We start from the raw sequence: 19,381 nt of genomic DNA on the forward strand, positions 1-19,381 counted from the left end.
ATTCCTACGTCGCCTGAACGCAAAAGCATCCAGGTCGATTCGGCGGGTTCCTGCTTCATCGGGCGGCCTGACTGCTCCGCTCTCCACAGGCTAACAAGCGGAGTCCCCGCTCTAAAATATTGATCGCGCCAACCATATCGGCGTGATTTTCATAAGCACATGCGACACATTTAAATTTCGCTTGCGTTCGCCGGTTCTCTGGCGACACATGTCCGCAGCTAGGGCAAGTCTGGCTTGTATGCCGCGGCGGCACGACCTGCAATATGCCGCCCCGCCAGGCCAGCTTGTATTCCAGCTGTCGCCTGAATTCCCCCCCATCCCTGGTCCAGGATGCGACGATTCAGGGCGCTTTTCTGAGCAACCATTCGTCCAGGCTGCTGCAATGTCCCTTTGGCCGAACGCACCATATTGCCAATCTGCAGATCCTCGATGCAGACGATCGCGTGGGTTTTGCTGATCGTCGTGGAGGCCTTGTGCAAGACGTCTTTACGAAGGTTGGCAATGCGGGCGTGGAGCTTCTGCACACCGGCTTTCGCCTTTTGCCAGTTGCTGCTGAATTTCACCTTGCGGCTCATGCGACGCTGGAGCAGAGACAGGCGTTTTAGATGCTTCCTGTAGCTATTGGCTGCCTCGACGAATTTCCCGTCGCTCGTGGCAGCGAGATGAACAATGCCGACGTCCACGCCGATGGCTGTTTTACCGGCAGGAAGACACTCTTCGACCTCACGCCGGGTCTGGATAGCGACAAACCATTTACCGGCTGCGCAGCAGACCGTGACATTGCGCACTTCCCCCAGGACTTGACGGCTGTTCCTGTAGCGCAGCCAGCCCAGCTTGGGCAGGAAGATGCGGCTATTGCCCTGATCGAGTTTGATCTGTTTCGGATCCGGGTAGCGGAATGCATCACCGCAGCCTTTGCGCTTGAAGCGGGGGCAGCCCGTGCGCTTGGCAAAGAAGTTTCGAAAGGCTGCGTCGAGATGTTTCAACGCATGCTGCAACGGGTGACATGGCGCATCCCGCAGCCATGGCGTTTCCTGGTCATGACGCCAAGCCGTCAAATTTCTCGCCATGGCCACGTAACCGATATAGCCGTTGCCGGCCGCGTAATTCTCCTGTTGCAGTGCTAACGCCTTGTTGAAGACGTAGCGGCATGCGCCGGCGAAGCGGCGCAAGAGAGATAGTTGGCCACCGCTTGGCTTCAGCTCGAATTTGTAGGCTTGAAGACGCTCCATGGATTCAGTATATTTTGGTCTATGGCCATTTCAAGCGACCTCAGGCACGGTAGGCATTGCGTCTTCATGATGCATGTCCATTTGGTCTTTGTGACAAAATATCGCCGCGATGTCTTTACCAAGGATATCCTGGAAGACCTGCGCCCGATCTTCGCCAACGTCTGCGCAGACTTCGAGTCCGAGCTGGTGGAATTTGACGGCGAACACGATCATGTGCACCTGCTGGTGAACTACCCACCCAAAGTCGCCGTCTCGCATTTGGTCAACAGCCTGAAAGGCGTCTCGAGCAGGATGATCCGCAAAAAGCATTATCCAAGTATCCGCCAGAAGCTATGGGGCGGCACCTTGTGGTCACCATCCTATTTTGCTGGCAGTTGCGGTGGTGCGCCGATAGCGGTGATTCGCCAGTACGTCAAACAGCAAAAGACACCACACTAAGTGTGCAGGACGGCTTCGCCGTCCGCGCTCTTGACCCCGGCCTGAACGGCGGGCTTTGCCGCGCCCTGGATCAAGGAATTTCAGCTACGACGCCAGCCGTACCAGATGCCGGCCGCGACCGGTGCCCCGAGGGTGACGGCGGAGATGGCGTCCAGCCATCCATCCCCTACCAGCGCGGAAACCAGGCCGATGGTGGTCGAGACACCGAGCGCGATCGGGGCGCCCCAGAGTTTCCAGTTCATTTGCCGGCTCCTTCCAGCGCGACTGCCGGTACCTCCGCCATATCGGCGGGGGCCGCGTTGGCGCCCGCAACAACGCCGCGCTTGAGCCACAGGTAGAGGCCGCTGCCCAGCACGATGATCGTGGCGATGTCGAGCAAGGCCCACAGCAATTTCATGGCCTGGCCGCCGTAATCACCGAAGTGCAGCGGCTGCGAAATCAGTAGCGCGGTCAGGTACCACGGCAAGTCGCGGTTATCGGTGACCTGCGCCGTTTGCGCATCGACCAGCACCGGCTTGTACAGGCGCGACGTCAGCGCCTGGTCGCCGCGCATGAAGATGCCGTAGTGATGCGCGCTGGTAAATGGCGTCCCCGGGAAGGCGATAAAGCCGATCTTCATGCCCGGTTCGGCCGCCAGGGCGCGCTGCATGGAATCCTGCATCGACGCCAGCGTGGACGGCGGTGGCAGGTTCTTGTAGGGCGCCACCATTTCCGCCATTTCCGTGACCTGCCAGTACTTGAGCAGCAAGTCGGCCCAGGTATTGATCATGCCGGTCGCGCCCACCACCAGCGCCCAAACCAGCGTCACGATGCCCAGCAGGTTATGCATGTCCAGCCATTTCAGGCGCGGAGCACGGTCGCGCCGCACCGTGCCGAAATCGAGCTTGCGCATGAACGGCGCGTACAAGACCACGCCGGAAATGATTGCAACGACCAGCAGCAAGCCCATGAAACCGAGGAAGAGCTTGCCCCACAGGCCCGCATACAGGTCCACGTGCAGATGGAACATCACGCCCAGGAAGGTGTCCTCGAAATTGTGTTGCGCCAGGACTTTGGCCGTGCGCGCATCGACCGCGACCGGCTTGAAGTTCTCGTCGGTCGGATGGTCGCCCAAGGTCAGGTTCCAGATGTTCGGTTCATCGGCCTCTTGCGACATGTACATCATGATCTTGCCGGGGTACAGGGCCTTGCCTGCCGCGATGATGTCGTCGATGTTGGCTTTCGGGGTGTTTGCCGGCATTTCCGGCGCTTCCGTCTCGTAGCCCATCACATGGCCGATCTCGTGGTGATAAATCAGCGGCAGCCCGGTCAGGCAAAGCAGCAGCATGAAGACGGTGCAGACCAGGCTGCTCCATTTGTGGATCCACGCCCAGCGGCGGGTAATTTTCGGGCTCATCGGGGCAATTGTTAAACTATGCAAATGCGAACGATTCGCATTTCGTCTAAGATATTACATTCAGCAACTAATTTTGGCTAGTCTTCCATGTACAAACTCACTCCCCTCGCCTTCGCAGCCGCCATCCTGGCAAGCAGTCCAGCAACCGCCGAGGACATGCAGACCGTGGTCGTCAGCGCCTCCGCCGACGCCTCGGCCGAAGGCCTGCCCAAGGCGTATGCCGGCGGCCAGGTCGCTCGCGGCGGCCGCCTCGGCCTGCTGGGCAACATGGACATGATGGACACGCCGTTCAATACCACCAACTACACCCAGGCCCTGATCCAGGACCAGCAGGCACGGTCGGTGGCCGACGTGCTGCAGAACGATCCGTCCGTGCGGGTGGCGCGCGGCTTCGGCAATTACCAGGAGCTGTACGTGATCCGCGGCTTCGCCGTCAATTCTGACGACCTGGCATATAACGGCCTGTACGGCATGCTGCCGCGCCAGTTTGTCGCCTCCGAGTTGTTGGAGCGCGTGGAAGTCTTCCGTGGCGCGAACACTTTCATCAACGGCGCCCAACCGGGCGGCGGCGGCATCGGCGGCACCATCAACCTGCTGCCCAAGCGCGCCGGCAACCGCGACTTGACATCACTGACGATTGGCGCCGAATCTGGAGGCCAGGGCTATGCAGCACTGGACCTGGGGCGCCGCTTCGGGCCCGAGCAGCGCACCGGCCTGCGCATCAATGCCGTACGCCGCGATGGCGGCACTGCGATCGACCGCGAGGGCCGCGAGCTGAGCGTGCTGTCAGCGGGCCTGGACTATCGTGGCAATGGCTATCGCCTGTCGGCAGACATCGGCCACCAATCGCACGAATTGACCGGGGCACGTCCAAGTGTGACCGTGGCGCCCGGCATTGCCCTGCCGGTCGCTCCCGATGCCTCGTCCAATTTTGCGCAAAACTGGACCACTTCGGAAGAGCGCGACACCTTCGGCACCCTGCGCGGCGAAATCGACCTGGCCAAAGACGCCGTGGCCTGGGCCGCCTTGGGTGTCCGCAGCGGCAAGGAATTCAATATCCTCGCTTCGCCGACAGTCAGCGCCAGCGACGGCAGCGCCACCATGTACCGTTTCGACAATGCCCGCAAAGACAGCGTGCGCACGGGCGAGGCCGGCCTGCGCGGCAAGCTGCAAACCGGCGCCATCAGCCACAGCCTGAGCGCGACTTTATCCGGCTATTGGCAGGAGTCGAAGAACGCTTACGCAATGAGCAACTTCTTCCCCGGGTTTGCGACCAATATTTACCGCCCGGTGGACGTGGCAGCGCCAGCCGCCAATTTCTTCACTGGCGGCAAAATGGATGAGCCGCTGGTCACCAGCAAGAGCATCCTGTCCAGCTACGCCCTTGCCGACACCATGTCGCTTGACCAGGGCCGATGGCTGCTGACCGCAGGTATCCGCCACCAGTCGATGAAGGTGTTTGGCTACGACTACAACACAGGCGCCGAAAATGCGGCCTACGACGCAAGCGCCGTCTCGCCGATGGCCGGCATTGTTTTCAAACCGGCCAAAGGGATGTCGCTCTACGCCAACTACATCGAAGGCTTGCAGCAGGGCCCGGTCGCCTCAGGCACCGACATCGATAATGTCGGCGAAACTTTCGCACCCTACACGTCGCGGCAGAAGGAACTGGGCGTGAAATTCGATACCGGTTCGCTGGGATTCAGCGCCGCGGTATTTTCCACCGGCATGCCGTCGGCTTATGTCGAAAACCGCCATTTCGGCGTTTTCGGTGAACAGCGCAATCGCGGCCTGGAATTATCGGTATTCGGCAATCCGATGCGCGGCGTGCGCCTGCTGGGCGGCCTGACCCTGCTGGATGCCGAACAGCGCCGCACCGCCGGCGCCATTAACCAGGGCAAGGACGTCATTGGGGTACCGAAAACCCAGCTGAATATCGGCGGCGAATGGGATTTGAATGCAGTGCCTGGCCTGACATTCAATGCACGGGCGGTTTATACGTCCAAGCAATTTGCCGATGGCGCCAACCAGCAGCAATTACCGTCGTGGAACCGCATTGACCTGGGCCTGAATTACACAACCCGTATTGCCGACCGAGACGTGACCTTCCGTGTCCGCCTTGATAATGCCTTCGACCATCATTACTGGGCATCGGCGGGCGGTTATCCCGGCGCCGGCTACCTGGTTGCCGGCGCGCCGCGCACAGCAACCGTTTCGGCCAGCATCGATTTCTGATATACGCCAATTATTGGCTTGATTGCGCCAATAACTGGCCGCCCCCGACTTCCAGCGCTGCTATGGGCTTGGGCGGCTTGGGCGGCGGCTTCTGGCAGGCGGAAACGAGGAGTGCCGCGACCAGCGCGGCAGGAGCGAGGATACGCATGGCAACCTCCGGCGGAAAATTTGAAATTATCAGATTCAACGCCGGGCTGGCGCACGGCCGGAGGAAACAATAATCCCGCCGATAATCAGGATAAATGCGATGGCGTGATAAATTTTCGGCGCTTCCCCGAGAATCAAGGACGACAGCAATGCAGTAAATAATGGCGTCAGGTTGACAAAGAATGCCGCGACTGCCGGTCCAGCCTGTTGAACGCCGGCGCCCCAGCACCGAAAAGCGATAATCGCCGGCCCGATTGCGACATACAGCAGCGCGGCGAATAAAGGCCAGCTCCAGTGAATAACAGCCGCGGAAATGACAGCCTCGCCGGCGGCAAATAATCCAGACCAAGCCGCGCCAAATGCCACTTGCGCCAGCAGGAAACTCGCCCAATGCCCGCGAATATCAGCAGGTCCCGTAGTGCGGGTTAGCAGCCAGCTATATAAGGACCATGCAATCGTTGCCAGGATCATGAATATATCGCCGGCCACCAGGCGCAACTCCATTAAATGGGTCCATTCGCCGCGCGCCAATACCAATAACACCCCGGCAATGGACAACACAGCACCGGCGACCGGGCGCCGCGAGACGCCAGCACCGAAAAACAGCCAGCCGGTCAGCATCATCCAGACCGGCATGCCTGACGCCACCAGTGTCACATTGATTGGCGTGGAACTTTGCAGGGCGAGGTATTGAAGCGCGTTGTAGAGCCCGATGCCGAGCAAGCCCAGCCACGTGAAGCGCCGCCAGTTGGCCCAGAGGCCACTGCCGCGGCGGAAAATCGGCCCGGCGAATGGCAGCAGCAAGATAAACGCAATTGCCCAGCGCAGGAAGTTGAGCAGGATCGGCGGCACGTCGTGTGCCACCAGGCGCCCGACGATCGCATTCCCTGCCCAAAGCAGTGGCGGTATGGTCAGGAGTATCGCTGTGCGGGCTTTCATTGTGCCCGCAAGGATACGCTATTTCTGAACTAACCGCGCTTGGCCTTCTGTTTTGCCCCGCCACCCGCGCCCTCGTCGCTACCGGCCTTGGTGCGGGACTGCTCGTTCTTCGTGTTGCGCTTGGCGGTGTTCCTGTTGCCCGTCTGGTCGGACTCGACGTTCTGCACCGCTTGGCGGTTCTGTTTGCTGAGTTGTTTGCTCTGGGTCATGGCGGTCTCCTTTGCCGAATCGAGCCGTCACTGTCGCTTGCGCACAGTTGCAAGTCTGTGCGCTGGCAAACCGGCGCGTGGTTCCGCGCCCACGCCCGGGGAAGATTCACTTGTCGGCGGACTGGGCAGCAGTGACAATGGGGGCGCAGCACGAGGCCTAAACAACAATATTAAGAAGGTATCCATGAAACGACTGCTCCCAGCCATCACCCTCATCCTTCCCTTCGCCGCTTCGGCGCAAACCCAGGTCACGATCTACGGCGTGGTCGACGCCTTCGCCGGCCGCACCGCGACTGCCAGCGCGCCGCAGGCCGTGAACGCGGTCAACAGCGGCGGCATGATCACCTCCTATTACGGCTTTTCCGGCACGGAAGCGCTGGGCGGCGGCCTGAAAGCCCAGTTCCAGATCGAAGGCTTCTTCCGCGGCGATACAGGCGAGGCAGGCCGCTTCCCCGGCGAGGCAATATTTGCACGTAATGCCAACGTCGGCCTGGCCGGCGATTTTGGTCTGGTGCGCCTGGGGCGCATTGCCAACCCCCTGTTTGTCGCCGCCGGCCAGATCAACCCGTTCGGGCCCTCGACCCGCTTTTCGCCGCTGATCAACCAGATTTATACCGCGGTCGGCGGCAACGCGACCCTGGGCGATACCGGCTGGAGCAACTCGATCCAATATGCTTCCAACCCGGTATATGACACTACGTTCGTCGCCCAGTACTCGCTTGGCGAACAGCCCGGTGCCCATAACAACAACTGGGCGGCAGTCGCCAAACATGCCGGCAAGGAACTGGCTGTGACGGTGGGTGCAGTGAACGTGCGCTTTGGACCAGGCCTGAGCGCTGCAGTGCCGGAACAACGGACCTACCTGGCCGCGGCTTCCTATGACTTCAAGGCAATCAAGCTGTTCGCTTCCTATTCCGACCACCAGGCCAAGGTCAGCGAACGCGACGCCCATTCGGTGCACGCCGGCTTCACCATCCCAACCCATGGCGGCGCGGGACGCTGGATGGTGGCCTGGTCACGCCTGACGGAGAAAGCCAAAGTCGTGCCGGAATTCCACCGCGACACCGGCGCCGCCGGCTACGATTACAACGTTTCGCCGCGCACCGACCTGTATGCGGTGCTGATGTACGACAAGATTAGCAACGCTAGCAAGGGAAATACCTACGTAGCTGGCATCCGGCATCGTTTCTGACGAGAAAAGACGGTAAAATGTCCGTTGCTGAACCCAGTTATTTTCACAATATGAAATTCCTCAAGCAGAATCACAAATACGAGTCCGACCATACCTTGTTCATCAAGGACCTGAAGGCCAAGAACCCGCAAATGGAAGCTGGCCAGCAAGCCGGCCGCGCCATCCTGTGGGACAAGCCAATGACTTCGCTGGACGAACAGGCCCGTAACAAGGCTTCGACCGTCAAGCAACAGGCTTACGTGTACCAGAACAAGGTATAAGAGCCGGGACGGCACACAGCATGTCGCCAAAAGACGCGGTGGACGAACAGGCCGAACAGGCAGAACTGGCCGTCGCCGCGGATTTGCCGCCTGATGCAGGCGGACCAGGCAGCGGCGCGGACGACGCGCCACCCGACGCGAGCGCCCCGGCGGAAGCCGAAGGCGCCGCATTTGCACGCCTGTACGGCGAGCCGGTGCTCAAACTGCCGAACGACCTCTACATCCCGCCCGATGCGCTGGAAGTCATCCTCGAAGCGTTTGAAGGCCCGCTGGACTTGCTGCTGTACCTGATCCGCAAGCAGAACTTCAACATCCTCGACATCCCGATGGCCCAGGTAACGCTGCAATACCTGAGCTACGTGGAGGAAATCCGCAAGTCGAACCTGGAGCTGGCCGCCGAATACCTGCTGATGGCGGCCATGCTGATCGAGATCAAGTCGCGCATGCTGCTACCGCAGCGCCAGCACGACCTCGACGTGGAGGCGGAAGACCCGCGTGCGGAACTGGTGCGCCGCCTGCTCGAATACGAACAGATCAAGCTGGCCGCCTACGACCTGAACACCCTGCCCCAGGTCGGCCGCGACTTCGTGCGCACCCAGATCTTCATCGAACAAAGCCTGGTGCCCACCTGGCCGGAAGTGGCCGTGGTCGACTTGCAGGACGCCTGGCGCACGCTGATGAAGCGCGCCACGCTGAAGCAGCACCACAAGATCACCCGCGAAGAGCTATCGGTGCGCGAGCACATGACCTCCATCCTGCGCAAGCTCCAATCGAGCCGCTTCATCGAATTTACCGAGTTGTTCAACCCGGAATCGCCGCCGCCGGTGGTGGTGGTGAACTTCGTGGCGATGCTGGAGCTGGCCAAGGAAACCCTGATTGAAATTACCCAGGCGGAGCCGTTCGCACCGATTTACGTGCGCCTTGCTTATTCGCCTGCCTGAAAAAAACTATGAAAATCATCTCCAATATCGAAGAACTGCGCGACCAGCTGAGTGGCCAGTTACGTACCGCTTTCGTGCCAACCATGGGCAACCTGCATGAAGGCCACCTGTCGCTGATGCGCCTGGCGCGCAAGCACGGCGACCCGGTGGTGGCTTCCATTTTCGTGAACCGCCTGCAGTTCGGCCCGAACGAAGACTTCGACAAGTATCCGCGCACCTTCCAGGCCGACGTGGAAAAGCTGGAGAAGGAAGGCGTGTACGTGCTGTTCGCGCCAACCGAAAAGGATATGTATCCGGAACCGCAGGAGTACCGCGTACAGCCGCCAGACGGCCTGGGCAATACGCTGGAAGGCGAGTTCCGCCCGGGATTCTTCGGTGGCGTGTGCACCGTGGTGACCAAGCTGTTCTCCTGCGTGCAGCCAAAAGTGGCTGTGTTCGGCAAGAAGGACTACCAGCAACTCATGATCGTCCGTAACATGGCACGCCAGCTTGGCATGCCGACCGAGATCGTCGCTGCCGAGACCTACCGCGCCGACGACGGCCTGGCCCTGTCCTCGCGCAATATGTACCTGTCGGCCGACGAACGCGCCGAAGCGCCTGCGCTGTACCGCGCGCTGAACCAGGTGGCAGATGAAGTACGCGGCGGCCACCTCGACGTGTTCCAGCTGGAGCACAAGGCGATGGACGAACTGGCAGCGCGCGGCTGGAAGCCTGACTACATCTCGATCCGCAAGCGCAACGACTTGCAGCCGCCAAACGCCGGCGACCTGGCGCAAGGCGAAAAGCTGGTGGTGCTTGCCGCAGCCAAACTCGGCACCACCCGCCTGATCGACAACCTCGAAATCTGAACCGGCACCGCCGGTCAGCGCAAGGCTTCGGCGACCTGGTCGCCGAATTCCACTCCGCGCAACTGCGAAGCGAGCTGGACTGTGCGCAGCGCGCATAGTTCGGCCGCAGGCAAACCAGGCTGCTGCATGCAGCGCGCCTGATGCAGTGCTGCAAACTCATCGGCCTGGGCATTGCTGCCATGGGCCGATGCCAGCGCCGCAAGCAGCGCGATGCCAATTGCCATTTGCACCTTGAGTGGCAAGGTCCAGCAGTAACGGATGAAGAACATGGCCCCCCCCTCAAAGCTAGCCTGTTCTTGATGCTACGCAGACAATATTTCCGCTTAATGACTTTGAATGTTGATTTGACGCAACTGGCCGCCTAGCGACTTCACTCACCCCTATCAGAAAATTCCCACAATAGCTTGCTTTATTGTACGATGCTCCACTTGTGAATTTTCACTTGCAGACTGAACTTCAGTAATAGGAAAGAACAGGATGGAATTCCGGTTGGGCGCTAGCGCCATTACCACGGGCGACAGCAGCCACGACCGAAGCAGCAACGCATCCCTTTATGCAAAGGTGTTGTGCGTCGCCATCCTGGTCATTGCCGCCGGCGTCGAGGCGAGGCGCTGGTTCAATGCACGCCCTGCCAACCCGGCCATGCTGGTCGCGCCGCCCCAGCACGGTAATGTCAGCTTCATTCCCCGCAGCGCCACACTGCTTCCCACCCCACCCAACGCGCCGATGGCGCATTCCAGCGCGATGACGCCACTGCCCGGCGGCCGCATGGCTGCCTTCTGGTGGGCCGGCAGCCGCGAAAGCGGGCCGGACGTGAAGGTCTATGCTTCGCACTGGAACGGCCATACATGGGCCCAGCCGTGGGAAGTGGCGAGCCGCGAGTCCCTCTCGGCCGCCCTCGGCTACGGCGTGCGCCGCGTCGGCAATCCGGTGGCCTGGGCCTCGCCGGAAGGGCATATCAACCTGTTTGTGGTGGCTACTGGCCTTGGCGGATGGGCCGCATCGCGTGTGGTCCAGATGGTGTCCGATGACCTGGGCAAGAGCTTCACGGTCAAGCGCGTGCTGCCGATGTCGCCACTGTTCAATACCAGCATGCTGGTCCGCACGACACCGGTCGGCCTGGCCGACGGCGGCTGGCTGCTGCCTGCCTATTTCGAGATGGGCATCAAATACCCGCTGATGCTGGCCTTTGACTCAAACGGCGACCCGCGCTGGATTTCGCGCATCGGCAGCCGCATCACGACGCTGCAGCCAACCATTGTTCCCTTCTCCTCGTCCGAAGTGCACGCCTGGATGCGCGATGCGAGCCGCGAGCAGCGGGTGCAGCATGCGCGCAGCAGCGACGGCGGCGTCAGCTGGGACGACCTGCCTGCGCTGTCGCTGCCGAACCAGAGCACCTCCCTCAGCGCGCTGCGCCTTAGCAACGGCAGTATCGCCCTGTTGCATAACCACGTGCTGCCCGGTGGCTCCGACCGCAATGTGCTGCGCCTGTCGACCACGAAGGACGGCCGCCATTGGACTCAGGTGACCGACATTGCCCACGGCAGCGCCGGGGAAGAGTTTTCCTATCCCGACCTGCACCAGGTCGGCGATGAACTGCACATCACCTACACCTCGCGCCGCGAAGCAATTGCCCACCATGTGATCGAGCTGGATTTCGATGGGGGTTCTGAATGACCCTTCCCGACCTGCTCCTGCAGAACGCTTATGGCAAGCTGGCTTGGGGGATCGTGCTCGCAGCCCTGGTTGCTGCGTTGATCCCCGCTTCCCGCCAGCTGTCGCGCCGCGCCTCGGCCCTGCTCCTGGGCTGCATGGTGATCCTGACGCTGCTGCCCGGGCAGTTATCGCCCGCTTACTGGATTGCCCTTGCGCTGCAGTGGCCGAGCGGCTTGCTGGCTGGTCTTTGCCTGGTGCGGCTGGCCCACCCCTGGTGGCCAGCTCCGGCCCAGGGCGTCTTGCCGCCTGTTCTCGCCAGCGTCATCGCGCTCCTTGGTACAATCCTCTATCTCGACGCGCTGGGCCTGGTCTCGCTCGGCATGTATTTCTGGGGCTTCGGCCCGCGCGCGGCACCACTGTGTGCGCTGGCTGCAATGGCGCTCTGCGTGGCCTGGATCATCCAGGGCCGTTCGCGTCCGCAAGCCTTTGCTGCGTTGGGCGCCCTCGCCCTTTTCACCTTGTTGCGCCTGCCCACCGGGAACCTGTGGGATGCGCTGCTCGATCCCATGCTGTGGATCTGGGCCGTGCTGACGCTCGCGATGCGGGCCTGGCGCAAGCGGGAACGCAATTCTGCATCAGACAAAATCAATGAAGGAGTAGTTCAGTGGTAAATCGTAAATGGTATTCGCATCCGGTCCTGTTGACCGGCATCGCCATCAATCTTTTCGCACTGATACTGGCTGTGTCGGTAAAGGGATCGCCGGAACAACTGATGCGCGTACTGACTGAAGACGGCATCGTCGAATGGCTGCAGTTCCTGTGCTTCGCCATGACTGCGGGCCTGCTGGTATTTGCCGGCGTCGAACGCTGGAAACGCAGCGGCTTTGACCTGGCCACCCTCGGCATGCTTGGCCTGGGCCTGCTGGTGGCGGCCGCGGCAATGGAAGAGATCAGCTGGTTCCAGCGCATCCTGCACGTTCAGTCTTCCGAGTTCTTCGCCCACAACAACCGCCAGGGCGAAACCAACCTGCATAACCTGGCCATCGGCAAAAGCGGCAGCATCCACAAGACCATCATGCTGAAGATGATCCTGCTGGCCGGCCTGACCCATAACGTGATCCTGCCGCTGCTGGCACGCACCCGCCCTGCCGTGCGCAACTTCGTGGAAAAATTCGGCGTGTACCTGCCGCCGCTGCCGGTCTCCCTGGTTTACCTGGTGCTGGTGGCCCTGTCGCATGTGCTGATCGACCATCCGCGCAAGGGCGAACTGGGCGAACTGTTCGGCGCCGTGCACTACATGTCCACCATCTTTGCCGCCTATTTCCTCGGCTTCGGCTACAACCAGCCTGCAGTGTTCCAGCAGACCGCGGAAGCGCGCCTGGTGGACAAGCTGTTCAGCTGCGTGATGGTATTCCTGCTGCTGACCGCCTGGCTGCTCAGCGCCGGCGCCGGCGCCATGATGGGCTAAGAATATGAACCGGACTGCAGCCCGCCTCGCGCGCCTGACCCAATGGGCAGGTCCTTACGCCACCCTGGTGCAGATGGTGTTCGCCGGCCTGGTGATCCTGTCGCTGTCGCGCATTGGCCTGGTGGCCTGGCAGTGGGAGCGCGTCAGCGCCACCGGCATCCTGGGCGAAATCCTGGTGCAAGGCGTGCGCGCCGACCTGATCCTGCTCGGCTACCTGCTGGCGCTGCCAGTCGTGCTGGCGCCCTTCCTGGCCCAGCGCTATTCGGCGCGCGCGTGGCAGCTGTTCAGCGTCACCTGGGCCGGCCTGGCGCTGCTGTTCATCATCTTCATGGAACTGTCCACGCCGCAGTTCATCATGCAGTACGATTTCAGGCCCAACCGCCTGTTCATCGAATACCTGTCCTATCCAAAGGAAGTCGCCGCCACCCTGTGGAACGGCTTCCGCCTGGCGGTCATTCTTGGCATCGGCGGTACCGCCCTGCTGACCGTGCTGGTATTCCGCATGCTGAAGTCGGCTTCCGCCGGCACCGGAATGTGGTCGCCCAAGCTGGTGCTGCTGACCTGGCCGCTGCTGGTGCTGCTGGTGGGCTTCCAGATCCGCTCCACCACGGAGCACCGCCCCGCCAATCCGGCCACGTTCGCGCTGACCGGCGACGCCATGGTGAACTCGCTGATCATCAACTCGCCGTGGTCGGTGATCGATGCGATCACCTCGATGCGCAAGGAAGCCAACTCATCGGAAATCTACGGCAAATTCCCGCGCGAGAAGGTCTTCCCGATCGTGACGTCCGCACCATGGCTGCACGACTACCAGTTCACGCAGCCGGAGCTGCCCACCCTGCATGCGCAGCAAGCCGCCATCCAGCGCGCCAAGCCGCTCAACCTGGTGATCGTGCTGGAGGAAAGCCTGGGCGCCACCTTCGTGCAATCGCTGGGCGGCCTGCCCGTCACGCCGGAGTTGGAAAAACTGAAGAATGAAGGCTGGTGGTTCGAGCAGCTGTACGCCACCGGCACCCGTTCCGTGCGCGGCATCGAGGCGGTGGTCGCGGGCTATGCGCCGACGCCGGCGCGCAGCGTCGTCAAGCTCTCGCTGGCGCAGCAGAACTTCTATACCCTGGCGCTGGGCCTGGGCAAGCAGGGCTACCACACCGAATTCGTGTATGGCGGCGAAGCGCACTTCGACAATATGCGCAGCTTCTTCACCGGCAACGGCTTCCAGAACGTGGTGGACCGCAGCGAAATGCAGCCCAAGTTCGTCGGCAGCTGGGGCGCATCCGATGAAGACCTGTTCGACAAATCACTGGAGCGGCTCAAGCACCTGCACGCGCAGAACAAGCCGTTCTTCAGCCTGATCTTCAGCTCCTCCAACCACGAGCCATTTGAATTCCCGGATGGGAAGATCGAGCTGCACGACCCGGCCAAGCAAACCGTCAACAACGCCGTCAAATACGCCGACTACGCACTGGGCAAATTCATTGCGGAGGCGAAGAAGCAGGACTACTGGAAAGATACGGTGTTCCTGATCGTGGCCGACCATGACAACCGCGTGTACGGCAACAGCCTGATGCCGATCAAGAAGTTCCACATCCCGGGCCTGATCCTGGGCGCGGACGTGGCGCCAAAGCGCATCACCACCCTGGCCAGCCAGATCGACCTGGGCCCTACCCTGCTGTCGATGATCGGCGTCTCGAGCACCCACCCGATGATCGGGCGCGACTTCGTCAAGGACAGCACCACGCCGGGCCGCGCGATCATGCAGTTCGATAATTACTTCACCTGGCTCGAAGGCGATACCGCGACCATCCTGCGTCCGAGCCAGGAGCCGCTGATTGGCCGTTACGACTTTGCCAAAGGCGAGTTGCAGCTGAACGAGACCAGGCCGACGCAAGCCCAATTCGAGCAGGCAATGGCGCACGTGATCGCACCTTCGCTGCTCTACCGCGAACAGCGCTACCGCCTGGCTAAATAAGCACAAACAGGTAGCAAGCAAGACAACGAGGGGCAAGCAACAGCTTGCCCCTCGTTGCATGGATCGTATCGAGGGACGCGCCCGCCAGCGGGCGCCGGGATGATCAGGTGGTGACGTTCTGGGTCCAGGCCAGGGCCGACAGGTGGGCCTTGTTGACGTCTTCCGGCGACAGGGAGAGCGAATCGGCCAGCGAGCTGACCAGGTTCGAATTCAGTTCGCAGGCCTCGGCCAACGCCAGGAACGGGCCGTATTTGCCGCCGCGCGTGAGCAGCGCCTTCACCACTTCGTCATTCAACTGGATCTCTTGCAGCACATCCTTCATCGGGATGCCCAGCAGGCGGTCCAGCAGCGAGAACATGCCGGCCACGAAGATATTCTCCGCATCGGCCTTGCCCAGCGCTTTCTGGCCCAGCAATTCAGCCAGGCGGCCGCGCACCACGGCAGTTTCCAGCAGCACCGGCGAGAAGCCGGAGGTGGAAGCGGTTGCCAGCAGCAGGGTCAGCCAGCGGTACATCGGCTGGTAGCCCAGCAGCTGGATGGCCTGTTTCAGCGACTGCACTTCACGCCCGGCGCCGAAGCCGGCCGAGTTGATGTACTTCAGCAGCTTGTACGACAGGGCAGCATCGCGCTTCAACACGCTTTCCAGCTGCGCCACGTCGGCATTGGCGTTCACCATCTGCATCAGCTGCAGGATGATGGTTTGCGAGGGATTCAGCCCCTGCCCTTCGCTGCCCGGACGCGGCGTCAGGTGCAGCTTGCCGACAAAGGCGTCCAGCCCGAGGGCGGCGCAGGCGTCGAAATCGGCCCAGGTGGTGACCGGACGGCCCACCATGCGGATACTGGATGTCTTCAGCAGCGAATAGGCGCGCGCCTGCGCGGCCACATCGGCCCCGGTAAAGCGTACTTCGACGTACGAACAAATGGTGCCCAGGCGGCTGCCCACGCGCGCCAGGTCGGCTTCGCGCAGCAGGATGCCGACGCCGCCGGCACGCAAGCCCTGCACCGCAGCCAGCGTGGTCGGATTGGCCAGTTCGGAAGTTTTCAGCGACAGCACGGTGTGCTCGGGCGGCAGGTCGAACATCGAATCGGTCGACAGCATGCCGGGCACAGCTTGCAGGAACAGGGTTTTCTGCTTGAGCAGCCAGCCGTGTTCAGGGTGGTTCACCTGGCTGGCGACGAAGCCGACCAGGCCTTCGAGCTCTTCCAGGGTGGGGACATGGGCAGCAGCTTCCTGCTGCCATGTAAGTTCGTAGCCGACCACGCGCTGCTCGGGATCGAGCAGGGGTTCACGAACCAGGAAATGTGTCTGATGCATACGTGGTCTTATGCTTGACTCAGGAGGGAACGGCGACGGCCAGGGCCGCCGCCGCGCATTACTTGTAAAGCTGCGATCAAGCGCCGAGCTTTTCGAAAATCTTGTTCAGCTTTTCATCCAGGGTGGCGGCGGTGAATGGCTTCACCACGTAGCCGTTGGCGCCTGCCTGCGCAGCCGCGATGATGTTTTCCTTTTTGGCTTCGGCGGTCACCATCAGCACCGGCAGCTTGGCCAATGCGGGGTCGGCACGGATGTTCTGCAGCATGGTCAGGCCATCCATGTTCGGCATATTCCAGTCGGACACCACGAAGTCGAATTGCTCCGCGCGCAGTTTAGCCAGCGCCATCACGCCGTCTTCTGCCTCGTCCACGTTGGCATAACCCAGTTCCTTCAAGAGATTTCGCACGATGCGACGCATCGTGGAGAAATCGTCAACAACCAAAAATTTCATCTTTGGATCAGCCATGAATTGCTCCGTTGTTTCTACTTACGCGGTTATTAATTAAAGTGGTGTACCCAGCAAGTTGTAGGATAGCATTTTCGTTGCTCCAAGGCGAACTAACTACCCCAAAACTGTCAATCACGTGTCAAACGCGCAATGCACGCGAGCCATGCTGCGCAAGATAACCCAATACCATGCCGGGCAGCGCCTGCAAGGCTCCGACTTCGTGCGTTGCACCAACGGCAATCGCTTCGCGCGGCATGCCGAACACCACGCAGCTAGCTTCGTCCTGCGCGAAATTATACGCTCCGGCGTTCTTCATCTCCAGCATGCCTGCCGCGCCGTCCTTGCCCATGCCCGTCAGGATCACGCCGACCGCGTTCTTGCCCGCGTTCTGGGCCGCCGAGCGGAACAGTACGTCGACCGAAGGGCGATGGCGGTTGACCGGCTCACCCTGGTCCAGCCTGGTCATGTAATTGGCGCCGGAGCGGGTCAGCAGCAGGTGCGAGTGGCCGGGCGCGATGTAGGCATGGCCCGGCAGTACGCGCTCGTTGCCCTGCGCTTCCATCACGGAGATCTTGCACAGCGAATCGAGGCGCTTGGCAAACGATTTGGTGAAGCCTTCCGGCATGTGCTGGGTGATCAGGATGCCCGGGCAGTCCGACGGCATCTGCATCAGGAACTCGCGGATGGCTTCCGTGCCGCCGGTCGATGCGCCGACAATGATCAGTTTTTCCGAAGACATCAGTGGGTTCCGTAGTTGCGGCAGCGGCGTGCCGCCCTCGCCTGCCGTACCGGCGGCCGGCAGGGTGCGGGCGCGTACCCGGGCCTTGGAGGCGGCGCGGATCTTCTCTGAGATCAGGTCGGCGTATTCGCGCATGCCGGACTGGATCGAGATCTTGGGCTTGGTGACGAAATCCACGGCGCCCAGTTCCAGCGCGCGCAAGGTGATTTCGGAGCCGCGTTCGGTCAGCGAGGAGACCATCACCACCGGCATCGGGCGCAGGCGCATCAGGCGTTCGAGGAAGTCGAGGCCGTCCATCTTCGGCATTTCGACGTCCAGCGTCAGCACGTCCGGGTTGGTCTGCTTGATCAGCTCGCGCGCCACCAGCGGATCGGGCGCCACGCCCACCACTTCCATGTCCGGCTGGCCCTTGATGATCTCGCTCATCACACTGCGGATCAGCGCCGAGTCGTCGCAAATCAGGACTTTGATCTTGTTCATTTTTATATCTCTCAGAACAGCTCGACCTCGCCCGCCACCGGTTTCGACTTGAGGCGGTTGGCGTAATCGTTCTCACGCTGCGCCAGGGTGTCGTTATGGGTTTGCATCAGTTTCTTGACCAGCACCTTGCCGGTCTTGGGGAAGAAGTACACCTTGCGCGGATAAATGTCCAACAGGTCCTCGGCCACGATGCGGATCTTCTCGTTTTTCAGGAAGCTTTGCACGAAGGCGGCATTGCGTTCGCCGACGTTGATCGCCGTGAAGCCTTTCAGCACGGCGCCGCCGCCAAACACCTTGGCTTCCATGTTCTCGCGCCGCGCACCGGACTTGAGCAGGTCGTTGATCAGCACTTCCATCGCATACGTGCCATAGCGGGCCGAGGCCGACACCGGGCTGCTCTGGTCGGCGCCGCCATCCGGCAGCATGAAGTGGTTCATGCCGCCCAGGCCCGTCAGGCGGTCGCGGATGCAGGCCGACACGCAGGAGCCGAGCACGGTCACGATCAGCATGTCCTTGTTGGTGTAGTAGTACTCGCCCGGCAGGATCTTGGCCGCGTCGCAGTCGAAGGTCCTGTCGTAATAGACATTGGTCGCGAATTGTTCTTTATCCATGTCATGCCCTCTTGCGCTCATCGAGCTCGTAGACAGTCTTGCCGCGCAACTTCAAAGCGTCCGACACGTAAAGGAAGTTCTCGGAATGGCCGGCAAACAGCAGGGCATCCGGCTTCATCAGGGGAACAAAGCGCGACAGGATCTTGCGCTGGGTCGCCTTGTCGAAGTAAATCATCACGTTGCGGCAGAAAATCACGTCGAAACCGGGACGGATATCCCATTTTTCGTCCAGCAGGTTGACTTGCCGGTAGGTGATCAGCGAGCGCAGTTCCTGGCGCACGCGCGCCATGCCTTCGTTGGCGCCGCGCCCTTTCAGGAAAAAACGGCGCTGCTGCTCGGGCGACAGCTTGTCGATGCGTTCCATCGGATAGACGCCGTTGGCGGCCGTGGCCAGCACGTTGGTGTCGATATCGGTGGCCAGGATGTGCACCGGCGGCGTCAGCGTATTGAACGCTTCGCAGCAGGTGATGGCAATCGAATACGGTTCTTCGCCGGTGGAGCTGGCGGAGCACCAGATATTGATCGTCTCCCCGCGCTTGGCCTTCACGTGCTCGGCCAGCAGGGGGAAGTGGTGCGCTTCGCGGAAGAACGACGTCAGGTTGGTGGTCAGCGCATTGGTGAACGCTTCCCACTCGCCGTTGCCCAGGCGACCTGCTTCCAGGTCGTCCAGGTAGCGCACGAAACTGTTGATGCCGGTGGCGCGCAAGCGCCGCGCCAGGCGGCTGTACACCATCTCCTGCTTGGAGTCGGCCAGCGCAATGCCGGCCCGCTTGTAGATCATTGCGCGGACCCGTTCAAAATCCTTGCCGTTGAAATCAAACTCTTTCACGGTCTCTTTGGTCAGCGCCATTTTTGCTG

General features: G+C 61.4%; 23 protein-coding genes. 10 read left to right on the forward strand and 13 right to left on the reverse strand.

What is annotated here, in order from left to right; all coding sequences use genetic code 11:
* Positions 1-55: 55 nt before the first annotated feature.
* Both ACN9MW_RS21385 and ACN9MW_RS21390 read right to left on the reverse strand, forming a co-directional pair.
* Positions 56-253 carry a zinc ribbon domain-containing protein gene (locus ACN9MW_RS21385; protein ID WP_426172265.1) on the reverse strand — a complete coding sequence of 66 codons (198 nt, stop codon included), beginning with the start codon at positions 251-253 and terminating at the stop codon, positions 56-58.
* Entirely contained in the window at positions 219-1,232 is a 1,014-nt protein-coding gene (locus tag ACN9MW_RS21390; protein WP_426162536.1) for an RNA-guided endonuclease InsQ/TnpB family protein, read from the reverse strand. The genes ACN9MW_RS21385 and ACN9MW_RS21390 overlap by 35 nt, the downstream gene beginning before the upstream one ends.
* A gap of 21 nt (positions 1,233-1,253) precedes the next feature.
* Between ACN9MW_RS21390 and tnpA the strand changes: the two genes are divergently transcribed.
* Positions 1,254-1,670, forward strand: a complete 417-nt coding sequence (gene tnpA, locus ACN9MW_RS21395) for an IS200/IS605 family transposase (RefSeq protein ID WP_426162537.1) — start codon at positions 1,254-1,256, stop codon at positions 1,668-1,670.
* A gap of 80 nt (positions 1,671-1,750) precedes the next feature.
* Here the strand turns inward: tnpA and ACN9MW_RS21400 are convergent, their stop codons facing one another.
* Both ACN9MW_RS21400 and ACN9MW_RS21405 read right to left on the reverse strand, forming a co-directional pair.
* On the reverse strand, positions 1,751-1,912 hold the full coding sequence (locus ACN9MW_RS21400) for a hypothetical protein (RefSeq protein ID WP_426162538.1): 162 nt from the start codon (positions 1,910-1,912) through the stop codon (positions 1,751-1,753).
* Positions 1,909-3,066, reverse strand: a complete 1,158-nt coding sequence (locus ACN9MW_RS21405) for a PepSY-associated TM helix domain-containing protein (RefSeq protein ID WP_426162539.1) — start codon at positions 3,064-3,066, stop codon at positions 1,909-1,911. Before ACN9MW_RS21405 ends, ACN9MW_RS21400 begins: the two co-directional genes overlap by 4 nt.
* 87 nt (positions 3,067-3,153) lie before the next feature.
* Here ACN9MW_RS21405 and ACN9MW_RS21410 point away from each other — a divergent pair, with 87 nt between their 5' ends.
* Positions 3,154-5,301, forward strand: coding sequence for a TonB-dependent receptor (locus ACN9MW_RS21410; protein WP_426162540.1), 2,148 nt, complete (start codon positions 3,154-3,156; stop codon positions 5,299-5,301).
* A 10-nt stretch (positions 5,302-5,311) separates the two neighbouring features.
* Here the strand turns inward: ACN9MW_RS21410 and ACN9MW_RS21415 are convergent, their stop codons facing one another.
* From ACN9MW_RS21415 to ACN9MW_RS21425, 3 genes are read right to left on the reverse strand one after another with little or no spacing between them, the layout of a single operon-like run.
* The gene (locus ACN9MW_RS21415) at positions 5,312-5,449 is read right to left on the reverse strand and encodes a hypothetical protein (protein ID WP_426162541.1); all 138 of its coding nucleotides are present in this window, start codon (positions 5,447-5,449) and stop codon (positions 5,312-5,314) included.
* 35 nt (positions 5,450-5,484) lie between these two features.
* Positions 5,485-6,387: a DMT family transporter gene (locus ACN9MW_RS21420; protein WP_426162542.1), complete on the reverse strand. Its 903-nt coding sequence runs from the start codon at positions 6,385-6,387 to the stop codon at positions 5,485-5,487.
* A gap of 29 nt (positions 6,388-6,416) precedes the next feature.
* Complete coding sequence (locus ACN9MW_RS21425) at positions 6,417-6,596, reverse strand: hypothetical protein (RefSeq protein WP_426162543.1); 180 nt, start codon at positions 6,594-6,596, stop codon at positions 6,417-6,419.
* Between the two features lie 184 nt (positions 6,597-6,780).
* On the opposite strand from ACN9MW_RS21425, the gene ACN9MW_RS21430 reads away from it, so the two are divergent.
* The 4 genes from ACN9MW_RS21430 to panC are packed head-to-tail and all read left to right on the forward strand — an operon-like array spanning position 6,781 to position 9,837.
* A complete protein-coding gene (locus ACN9MW_RS21430) occupies positions 6,781-7,788 on the forward strand; it encodes a porin (RefSeq protein ID WP_426162544.1) in 1,008 nt (335 codons plus the stop codon).
* Between the two features lie 50 nt (positions 7,789-7,838).
* On the forward strand, positions 7,839-8,048 hold the full coding sequence (locus ACN9MW_RS21435; RefSeq protein ID WP_426162545.1) for a DUF3460 family protein: 210 nt from the start codon (positions 7,839-7,841) through the stop codon (positions 8,046-8,048).
* A 20-nt stretch (positions 8,049-8,068) separates the two neighbouring features.
* A complete protein-coding gene (locus ACN9MW_RS21440; protein ID WP_426162546.1) occupies positions 8,069-8,989 on the forward strand; it encodes a segregation and condensation protein A in 921 nt (306 codons plus the stop codon).
* A gap of 8 nt (positions 8,990-8,997) precedes the next feature.
* Positions 8,998-9,837 carry a pantoate--beta-alanine ligase gene (gene panC, locus ACN9MW_RS21445; protein ID WP_426162547.1) on the forward strand — a complete coding sequence of 280 codons (840 nt, stop codon included), beginning with the start codon at positions 8,998-9,000 and terminating at the stop codon, positions 9,835-9,837.
* Positions 9,838-9,851: 14 nt separating this feature from the next.
* Here the strand turns inward: panC and ACN9MW_RS21450 are convergent, their stop codons facing one another.
* Positions 9,852-10,106, reverse strand: coding sequence for a hypothetical protein (locus tag ACN9MW_RS21450; RefSeq protein ID WP_426162548.1), 255 nt, complete (start codon positions 10,104-10,106; stop codon positions 9,852-9,854).
* Between the two features lie 208 nt (positions 10,107-10,314).
* On the opposite strand from ACN9MW_RS21450, the gene ACN9MW_RS21455 reads away from it, so the two are divergent.
* Genes ACN9MW_RS21455 through ACN9MW_RS21470 form a run of 4 tightly spaced genes read left to right on the forward strand, consistent with a single transcriptional unit; the run spans position 10,315 to position 14,930 of the window.
* Entirely contained in the window at positions 10,315-11,514 is a 1,200-nt protein-coding gene (locus ACN9MW_RS21455; protein WP_426162549.1) for an exo-alpha-sialidase, read from the forward strand.
* Positions 11,511-12,164 carry a hypothetical protein gene (locus tag ACN9MW_RS21460; protein WP_426162550.1) on the forward strand — a complete coding sequence of 218 codons (654 nt, stop codon included), beginning with the start codon at positions 11,511-11,513 and terminating at the stop codon, positions 12,162-12,164. The genes ACN9MW_RS21455 and ACN9MW_RS21460 overlap by 4 nt, the downstream gene beginning before the upstream one ends.
* A complete protein-coding gene (locus tag ACN9MW_RS21465; RefSeq protein ID WP_426162551.1) occupies positions 12,158-12,961 on the forward strand; it encodes a hypothetical protein in 804 nt (267 codons plus the stop codon). Before ACN9MW_RS21460 ends, ACN9MW_RS21465 begins: the two co-directional genes overlap by 7 nt.
* A 4-nt stretch (positions 12,962-12,965) precedes the next feature.
* Positions 12,966-14,930, forward strand: coding sequence for an LTA synthase family protein (locus tag ACN9MW_RS21470; protein WP_426162552.1), 1,965 nt, complete (start codon positions 12,966-12,968; stop codon positions 14,928-14,930).
* A gap of 103 nt (positions 14,931-15,033) precedes the next feature.
* On the opposite strand, the gene ACN9MW_RS21475 is transcribed toward ACN9MW_RS21470, so the two are convergent.
* From ACN9MW_RS21475 to ACN9MW_RS21495, 5 genes are all read right to left on the reverse strand, one after another.
* On the reverse strand, positions 15,034-16,245 hold the full coding sequence (locus tag ACN9MW_RS21475) for an EAL and HDOD domain-containing protein (protein ID WP_426162553.1): 1,212 nt from the start codon (positions 16,243-16,245) through the stop codon (positions 15,034-15,036).
* A 76-nt stretch (positions 16,246-16,321) separates the two neighbouring features.
* Positions 16,322-16,711 carry a chemotaxis response regulator CheY gene (gene cheY, locus ACN9MW_RS21480; RefSeq protein ID WP_028104141.1) on the reverse strand — a complete coding sequence of 130 codons (390 nt, stop codon included), beginning with the start codon at positions 16,709-16,711 and terminating at the stop codon, positions 16,322-16,324.
* A gap of 121 nt (positions 16,712-16,832) precedes the next feature.
* A complete protein-coding gene (locus ACN9MW_RS21485) occupies positions 16,833-17,912 on the reverse strand; it encodes a protein-glutamate methylesterase/protein-glutamine glutaminase (RefSeq protein WP_426162554.1) in 1,080 nt (359 codons plus the stop codon).
* Positions 17,913-17,923: 11 nt separating this feature from the next.
* Positions 17,924-18,544, reverse strand: coding sequence for a chemoreceptor glutamine deamidase CheD (cheD, locus tag ACN9MW_RS21490; RefSeq protein ID WP_426162555.1), 621 nt, complete (start codon positions 18,542-18,544; stop codon positions 17,924-17,926).
* The gene (locus ACN9MW_RS21495) at positions 18,525-19,373 is read right to left on the reverse strand and encodes a CheR family methyltransferase (RefSeq protein ID WP_426162556.1); all 849 of its coding nucleotides are present in this window, start codon (positions 19,371-19,373) and stop codon (positions 18,525-18,527) included. The genes cheD and ACN9MW_RS21495 overlap by 20 nt, the downstream gene beginning before the upstream one ends.
* Positions 19,374-19,381 lie beyond the last annotated feature (8 nt).

The organism is Pseudoduganella sp. R-34, from assembly GCF_049904655.1.
GTDB lineage: Bacteria > Pseudomonadota > Gammaproteobacteria > Burkholderiales > Burkholderiaceae_D > Rugamonas.